Annotated in this window: 7 protein-coding genes; 4 read left to right on the forward strand and 3 right to left on the reverse strand. The window is 69.4% G+C overall.

Annotated features, from left to right (window positions below; genetic code table 11):
* From F9K34_RS15270 to F9K34_RS15285, 4 genes are all read left to right on the forward strand, one after another.
* A partial coding sequence (locus F9K34_RS15270) for a cytochrome c-type biogenesis CcmF C-terminal domain-containing protein (RefSeq protein ID WP_291337981.1) occupies window positions 1-504 on the forward strand: 504 nt, incomplete at its 5' end.
* 5 nt (window positions 505-509) lie between these two features.
* Entirely contained in the window at window positions 510-965 is a 456-nt protein-coding gene (locus tag F9K34_RS15275; protein ID WP_291337982.1) for a cytochrome c-type biogenesis protein, read from the forward strand.
* Between the two features lie 69 nt (window positions 966-1,034).
* A complete protein-coding gene (locus F9K34_RS15280) occupies window positions 1,035-1,811 on the forward strand; it encodes an enoyl-CoA hydratase-related protein (protein WP_291337983.1) in 777 nt (258 codons plus the stop codon).
* Between the two features lie 191 nt (window positions 1,812-2,002).
* Window positions 2,003-3,934 carry an elongation factor G gene (locus tag F9K34_RS15285; protein ID WP_291337984.1) on the forward strand — a complete coding sequence of 644 codons (1,932 nt, stop codon included), beginning with the start codon at window positions 2,003-2,005 and terminating at the stop codon, window positions 3,932-3,934.
* 9 nt (window positions 3,935-3,943) lie between these two features.
* Here the strand turns inward: F9K34_RS15285 and F9K34_RS15290 are convergent, their stop codons facing one another.
* The 3 genes from F9K34_RS15290 to gltX form a co-directional block, all read right to left on the reverse strand.
* Window positions 3,944-4,564, reverse strand: a complete 621-nt coding sequence (locus F9K34_RS15290; RefSeq protein ID WP_291337985.1) for an outer membrane protein — start codon at window positions 4,562-4,564, stop codon at window positions 3,944-3,946.
* Between the two features lie 238 nt (window positions 4,565-4,802).
* Entirely contained in the window at window positions 4,803-6,098 is a 1,296-nt protein-coding gene (gene gltA, locus F9K34_RS15295; RefSeq protein WP_291337986.1) for a citrate synthase, read from the reverse strand.
* A gap of 83 nt (window positions 6,099-6,181) precedes the next feature.
* A complete protein-coding gene (gene gltX, locus F9K34_RS15300; protein WP_291337987.1) occupies window positions 6,182-7,594 on the reverse strand; it encodes a glutamate--tRNA ligase in 1,413 nt (470 codons plus the stop codon).
* Window positions 7,595-7,798 lie beyond the last annotated feature (204 nt).

The following is a 7,798-nucleotide window of genomic DNA, read 5'->3' on the forward strand; positions in this document are numbered from 1 at the left end:
GACTGGGGCAAGGCCGCCGCGCATTCCGGGCTCGGCGTCACCTTCATCGGCATCGCCTGCCTGATGGCCTGGGACGTGGAGGACATCCGCGTCGCCCAGGTCGGCGAAAGCTTCGAGGTCGGCGGCTACACCATCACCCTCGTCGGCGTGGAGGAGGTGGAGGGGCCGAACTACCTGTCCACCACCGCGACGATGCGCGTGGCGCGGGACGGGCGCGAGGTCGCGCTCCTGCATCCCGAAAAGCGGGTCTATCCGGTCGCGGCGATGCCGACGACCGAGGCCGCGATCGCCAACGGCCTCTGGCGCGACATCTACCTCGTCATCGGCGATCCGCAGGCGAACGGCGGCTGGGCGGTCAGGACCTACATAAAACCCTTCGCCAACTGGATCTGGGCGGGGGCGATCCTGATGGCCTTCGGCGGCATCCTGAGCCTGACCGACCGCCGCTACCGCGTCGCGGCCGGCGCCCGCAAGGCGCCCGCGCTGGCCCAACCGGCGGAGTGAGGCGGGTGCGGCTTCTCGCGTTCCTTCTGCTTCTGGCCCTTTCGGCCCCGGCCGGCGCCGTGCAGCCGGACGAGGTGCTGGCCGACCCCGCGCTCGAAGCCCGCGCGCGCGCCCTCTCGCAAGGGCTGCGCTGCCTTGTCTGCCGCAACGAGAACATCGACGAATCGAACGCGGACCTCGCCCGCGACCTTCGCCTCCTGGTGCGCGAGCGGCTGGTGGCGGGCGACACGGATGCCGAGGTCATCGCCTACCTGGTGGACCGCTACGGCGAATACGTCCTGCTGGAACCTCCCGCGACGGGCTCGAACCTGATCCTCTGGGTTGCCGGGCCCGCGCTTCTCGTCGTCGCGCTCGGCGGTGCCGCGATCTACCTCCGCCGCCGCCGGAGCGCCCCCGAGGCCGCGGCGCCGCCGCTCTCCGAGGCCGAGCGCGCCCGGCTCGCCGAACTCCTGAAGGAGTGACGCGGGGTTTCGCTTTCCCCCGCGCCGCGCGCCGCTAATCTCCGCCCCAAGAGAAGAGGGAGAGGCGCCATGGGCTATCAGACGATCCGCTATGCCGAGGAAGGGGGCATCGCCACCGTCACGCTCGACCGGCCCGAGGTGATGAACGCGCTGAACCGCGCGATGCGGGCCGAGATCACCGAGGCGGTGATGCGTGCGGCCGCGACGGCGCGGGTGATCGTGCTGACCGGCACGGGCCGCGCCTTCTCGTCCGGGCAGGACCTCGCCGATCCGTCGCTCGGCGCGGACTTCGACGTGGGCCGCGTTCTCGCCGAGGAATACGAACCCATGCTGCGCGCCATCGTCGCCGCGCGCGTGCCGGTGATCGCCGCCGTCAACGGCACGGCCGCCGGGGCGGGGGCGAACCTCGCGCTCGCGGCCGACGTGGTGATCGCGGCGGAAAGCGCGAGCTTCATCCAGGCCTTCACGCGGATCGGGCTGATCCCCGATGCGGGCGGGACCTGGGTCCTGCCGCGGACCGTGGGGCTGGCCCGCGCCATGGGGGCCGCGCTGTTCGCCGAAAAGGTTTCCGCGCGGCAGGCGGCCGACTGGGGAATGATCTGGGAGGCGGTGCCGGACCCCGAGTTCGAGGCGCGCTGGCGCGCCCGTGCCGCGGCGCTGGCGGCGGGTCCGGGCGAGGCGCTCGCGCGGGTGAAGACCGCGCTGCGCGCCGCTTTCGGCAACGGGCTCGACGACCAGCTCGCGCTGGAGGCGCAACTGCAGGGCGAATGCGGTGCCACGGCCGATTTCCGCGAGGGGGTCGCGGCCTTTCTCGAAAAGCGGCCGGCGCGCTTTACCGGCCGCTGAAGGCGCCGCGAGGGGGGAGCGGCAGCCCCGGTCCCGGCCCCGGAGGACGGAATTCCGTCAAGGTGCGGGGCCTGGGCTTTCCTCGCTTGACCCCGGCGATCTGGCGGAAGAGAGTTGATCAGAGGGCGCATGGCCCAAGGGGCACGGGGGCCAGCCTAGGGCGTCCGACTGCGTGCCGGGGGAGAATATCCATGCGCTGCTTCACGGTACTGGGGCCGTCCCAATCGGGGAAAACCGAGCTTGTCCGCGCGCTTGCCGCGCTCGAGGACGGCCATCCCCGATCCGAGACGGCCGGCCACCTGACGCTGACACGCTTCGGTTTCATGGGCGAGGACTGGTGCGCGCTTGATGTCGCGGGGGGGCCGGAGTTCGCCCGCATGGGCGGCGCCGCGCTGCTCGCGGCCGATGCCGCCGTCCTCTGCGTGGCGCCCGATCCGGACGAGGCGGTGCTTGCCGCGCCCTGGCTCAGGGCGATCGAGGCGGCCTCGGTGCCCTGCTTCGTGTTCATCAACCGCATGGATGCGCCGAAGGGACGGATGCGCGATATCGTCGCCGCGCTCCAGGCCTACACCGGACATACCGTGGTGCTGCGCCAGATCCCGATGCGCGAGGGCGGCGAGATCGTCGGCGCCATCGACCTGATCTCCGAGCGCGCCTGGCGCTACCGCGAGGGCCAGCCCTCGCAGCTCATCGCCATGCCGAAGGGCGAGGAGGACCGCGAGCACGAGGCGCGGGCGGAGCTTCTGGAGCAGATGTCGGACTACGACGACGCGCTCCTGGAAGAGCTGATCGAGGATCATGAGCCGGCAACCGGCGCGCTTTTCGAGATCGCCCGGCGGGAGACGCAGCACCGTGACATCCTGCCCGCCTTCCTGGGCTCGGCAAGCCACCGGAACGGCATCCTCAGGCTGATGAAGGCGCTCCGGCACGAGGTGCCCGACGTGTCCGCGCTGAAGGAGCGGCTCGGCGTCGCGGATGCGGTCGCGGTGGGCTTTCACGCGCAGAACCGCAAGCACCTGGGAAAATGCGTCATGCTGCGCGCGCTGGGGCCGGGGGTCAAGCAGGGCGCGGCGCTCGCCGGCGCGGGCCTCGGCGGGCTCGCGGAACTGGGCGGCAAGGCCGGCAACGACCACCTGGCACCGGGCGAGGTCGGCGTCTCGGTGAAGTCGGACCAGCTCAACGCCGGGCACATCTTCACCGGCAAGGCGGCCGTCGCGGCGCCGGTCTGGGCGCGGGGCTGCCCGCCCGCGCTGGCGCGGGTGGTCACGCCGGTGCATGAACGCGACGAGGTACGGCTCTCGGGCGCGCTGGCCCGGCTTGCCGAAGCCGATCCGATGCTGTCGCTCGGCCAGGACGAGGCGACGGGCCATGCGCTGCTTCGTCTTCAGGGGCAGATGCACGAGCGGCAGGTGCTGGCGGCGCTGGCCGACGACTTCGGGGTCGAGGTGACGATGCGGGTGCCGGACCCGCGGTATCTGGAAACGATCTCGGCCGCAGTCGACGAACATTACCGCCATCGGAAACAGTCGGGCGGCGCGGGGCAGTTCGCCGACGTGGCGATCACGCTCCGCCCGGCGGGCCGGGGCGAGGGCTTCGGCTTCGCCGAGGTGGTGAAGGGCGGCGCCGTGCCGCGCAACTTCATCCCCGCCGTCGAGGAGGGCGCGCGCGAGGCGCTCGACAAGGGGCCGCTCGGCTTCCCCGTCACCGATATCACGGTCACGCTCACCGACGGCAAGCACCATGCGGTGGACAGCAACGACTTCGCCTTCCGCACCGCTGGCCGGATGGCGCTCCGCGAGGCGCTGGCCAAGGCGGGGCCGGTCCTGCTGCAGCCGATCGAGCGCGTGGAGATCCATGTGCCCTCGATCTATTCCGGCGCCATGGTCTCCATGATCTCCTCGCTGAAGGGGCAGGTCCTGGGCTTCGACCGCGATCCGGAATTCCGCGGCTGGGACCTCTTCCGTGCGCTCCTGCCGGCCTCGGCCGAAGAGGATCTGATCCTCGCGCTCGGCGCGGCGACACAGGGCACGGCCTGGCACGAGACGGCCTTCGACCATTACGAGGAGATCTACGGCAAGGAGGCCGAGCGGATTTCCAGGGAGCACGCCGCCGCCGCGGCATGACGCCGCCGGTCAGAATCGGCCGATCAGCGCAAGCCCGACCCGATGGTAAGTCGGCGTCGCCTTCGTTGTCGCACCCGACACCGGATCGCTGAGCGTCTCGGAACCGAAGTTCGAATAGAGATACTCGCCGCGCAGCGACAGCCTGTCGGAGAGCGGCCGCTCCCATCCCAGGCCGAGGGAATAGCCGATGCGCGAGAAGGACCGGTCGATGGCGATGCCGGCACCCGACACGCTGTAGTCGAACCATCCCTGCGACGGGCCGGCGGCGACATAGAACGTCGTTGCCCCGCGCACCAGACCCAGCCGGGCCCTGAGCCCGACCGTGCCCGTCATCGTGGTCTGTGCGGCGACCCCGGTCGAAGCAACGCTGTCGGAGACATCGGCAATCAGCCCTTCGAGCTCGATGCCATAGGCGAGGCCGCCCGACTGGCGGCGCAGCCCGACCAATCCCCCGGCCAGAGGCCCGGAATTGTCGAGCGTGCCCACCACCAGCCCCGACGGACTGAGGCCGACCCGGTCATCGCCGCCCCCGGCATAGCCGAGGGAGAGGCCGACATAGCCTTCCGTCCCGGTCTGGGGATCTGCGGATGCGGGCGCCGCGGCGAAACCGGCGCAGGACAGTGCAAGCACGAGACCTGCCCGTCGGCACCCCGAGAAAATCCGCCCGTCTGTCGACCTGAACAACGCGCAACCCCCCGTCCCTCGCGGTGTCGGTCAGGGCCCGCATGCCCCCCCTCAACCACACCGACCACCAATTCCCGGCCGCCGCCCGGTCGCAGGCAGGGGCGTTTCGCGCGCGGGGAGACGCTAGCAGCCATCGGCGCCGGACACAATTGCCCGGACGACGACGCGGGGCCCGGCGAGGCGGTCAGCGGTGGTCGACGCCGACGTAGTCGCGGCGCGGCTGGCCGATGTAGAGCTGACGCGGGCGGCCGATCTTCTGGGTCGGGTCGCCGATCATTTCCTTCCACTGGGAAATCCAGCCGATGGTGCGGCTCACAGCGAAGATCGGCGTGAACATCGAGGTCGGGAAGCCCATCGCCTCGAGGATGATGCCGGAATAGAAGTCGACGTTAGGATAGAGCTTCTTCTCGACGAAATAGTCGTCCTGAAGCGCGATGCGTTCGAGTTCCTTGGCGACCTTCAGCGTCTCATTGTTGTGGACGCCGAGCAGGTCGAGCACCTCGTCGGCCGATTCCTTCATCACCTTCGCGCGCGGGTCGAAGTTCTTGTAGACCCGGTGGCCGAAGCCCATCAGCCGGAAGGGGTCGTTCTTGTCCTTCGCGCGCTTGATGTATTCGGGGATGCGGTCGACGGTGCCGATCTCGCGCAACATCTCGAGGCAGGCCTGGTTGGCGCCGCCATGTGCAGGCCCCCACAGGCAGGCGATGCCGGCGGCGATGCAGGCGAAGGGGTTGGCCCCCGACGATCCCGCCAGCCGTACCGTCGAGGTGGAGGCGTTCTGCTCGTGGTCGGCGTGGAGCATCATGATCCGGTCCATCGCCTTGGCGAGCGCGGGCTGCACCACGTAGTCCTCGCAGGGGACCGCGAAGCACATGTGCAAGAAGTTCGACGCGTAATCGAGCGAGTTCCTCGGATAGACGAAGGGTTGGCCGATCGAATACTTGTAGGCCATCGCCGCGATCGTCGGGAGTTTCGCGATCATGCGGATCGCGGCGACCTCGCGGTGCCAGGGGTCCGAGATGTCGAGGCTGTCGTGGTAAAAGGCCGAGAGCGCGCCCACCACGCCCACCATCGTCGCCATCGGGTGGCTGTCGCGGCGGAAGCCCCGGAAGAAGTTGTGGATCTGTTCATGCACCATCGTGTGGCGCGTCACCCGCCGCTCGAAGTCCTCCATCTGCGCCGCGTTCGGCAGTTCGCCGTAGAGCAGGAGGAAGCAGACCTCGAGATGGTGCGACTTGTCGGCAAGCTGTTCGATCGGGTAGCCGCGGTAGAGAAGTTCCCCGAGGTCGCCGTCGATATAGGTGATGGCGCTGTCGCAGGCGGCGGTGGAGGTGAAGCCGGGGTCATAGGTGAAGACCTCGCCCTCGCCGTAAAGCTTGCGGATGTCGATGACATCGGGCCCGGCCGTCGGAGTGAGTATCGGCAACTCGATCGAGGTGTTTCCGAAGCTCAAGGTCGCGGTCTTCTTCGGTTCGGCCATCACGCATCCCTTTCGTGGACTCCGGTCGGGCCCCATTCCCGCCGGAAGATCGGTGTCACAAGGCCGCGGCGCGGGTGGTGCGCTCAGGCCGTCGCATCCTGAAGTCGGGCGAGGGTCTCCTCCCGCCCGATGACGAGCATCATGTCGAAGACGCTCGGGCTGATCGTGCGCCCGGCGATGGCCGCCCGGAGAGGTCCTGCAAGCTTGCCCAGACCCATCCCGTGGTCTGCTGCTACGCGGGTGGCGACCCCCTCCAGCGTATCCCGGTCCCAGCTAGCATTTTGCAGCTGCGGCGTCAATTCTTTCAGTATACCACGGGATACCGGATCAAGCGCGCGCGCCGCCGCCTCATCGGGCAGGAATGGCCGTTTTCCGAGCACGAAATGCGATTTTTCAAGCAGTTCGGGAAAGGTCTTGGCGCGGTCCTTGAGGCAATATAGAGCGCGTGCGAGCCCGTCTTTCTGCGCCTGCGAAAGCGGTGGCCGGCCGGCGGCTTCCAGAAATGCCTCAATTTCGGGCAGAAGCGCCGCGTCGGGCGTGGCGGCGATGTGCTGGCCGCAGAGATTCTCCAGCTTCTTGAAGTCGAGCCGCGCGGGGGCGCGCCCGATTCCGTCGAGGTCGAACCAGGCCTTCGCGTCCGCGTCGGAGAAGAACTCGGCATCACCATGCGCCCAGCCGAGCCGGGCGAGGTAGTTGCGCATCCCGGCCGCGGGGTAGCCCATCGCCTGGTATTCCTCGAGCCCCACGGCGCCGTGGCGCTTGGAAAGCTTCTTGCCGTCGGGCCCGTGGATCAGCGGGATATGCGCCCAGACCGGCTCCGCCCAGCCCATGGCCCGATAGACCTGGGTCTGGCGCGCGGCATTGTTCAGGTGGTCGTCGCCCCGGATGACATGGGTGACGCCCATGTCATGGTCATCGACGACGACGGCGAGCATGTAGGTGGGCGTACCATCCGAACGTAAACAGACCATGTCGTCGAGTTGTTCGTTGCGGAAGGTGACGGTGCCCTGCACCGCGTCCTCGATCACCGTCGCGCCCTCGCGCGGTGCCCGGAGGCGGATCGCGTAGGGCGCGTCCGGATGCGTCGCCGGATCGGCGTCGCGCCAGGGGCTGAGGAAGAGGGTCGAGCGGCCCTCGGCCCGAGCCGCCTCGCGGAAGGCCTCGATCTCCTCCTGGGTAGCGAAGCACTTGTAGGCATGGCCCCGCGCCAGCATTTCGCGCGCCACCTCGGCGTGGCGGTGGCGGCGGTCGAACTGGCTGACCACCTCGCCGTCCCAGTCGAGGCCGAGCCAGGTGAGCCCCTTCACGATCGCCGCCGTCGCCTCGGGCGTGGAGCGTTCGCGGTCGGTGTCCTCGATCCTGAGCAGGAAGGTGCCGTTCCGACCGCGCGCATAGAGCCAGTTGAACAGCGCCGTCCGCGCCCCGCCGATGTGCAGGTAGCCGGTGGGCGAGGGTGCGAAACGCGTGACGACGGGCGTGCTGTCGGCGGCAGGCATGGAGGCGTTAACCTTTCGGAAACCAAGAGCGGGGCAGGCTCTTCAGGGTTCATTAGGCAATAGGGCACGGGGAGACAAGGTGCGGCCGGTTCTGGCGGGGCTCGAGGCGCTCGGCGCGGCACGGGGGCGGCTTCTGCCCTGGGCTCCGCTCTTCCTCGCGTTCGGCATCGGGCCCTACTTCGCCCTGCGGCAGGAGCCGGGGGC

Origin of the sequence: Albidovulum sp. (genome assembly GCF_008933605.1) — a bacterium.
Taxonomy (GTDB): domain Bacteria; phylum Pseudomonadota; class Alphaproteobacteria; order Rhodobacterales; family Rhodobacteraceae; genus Albidovulum.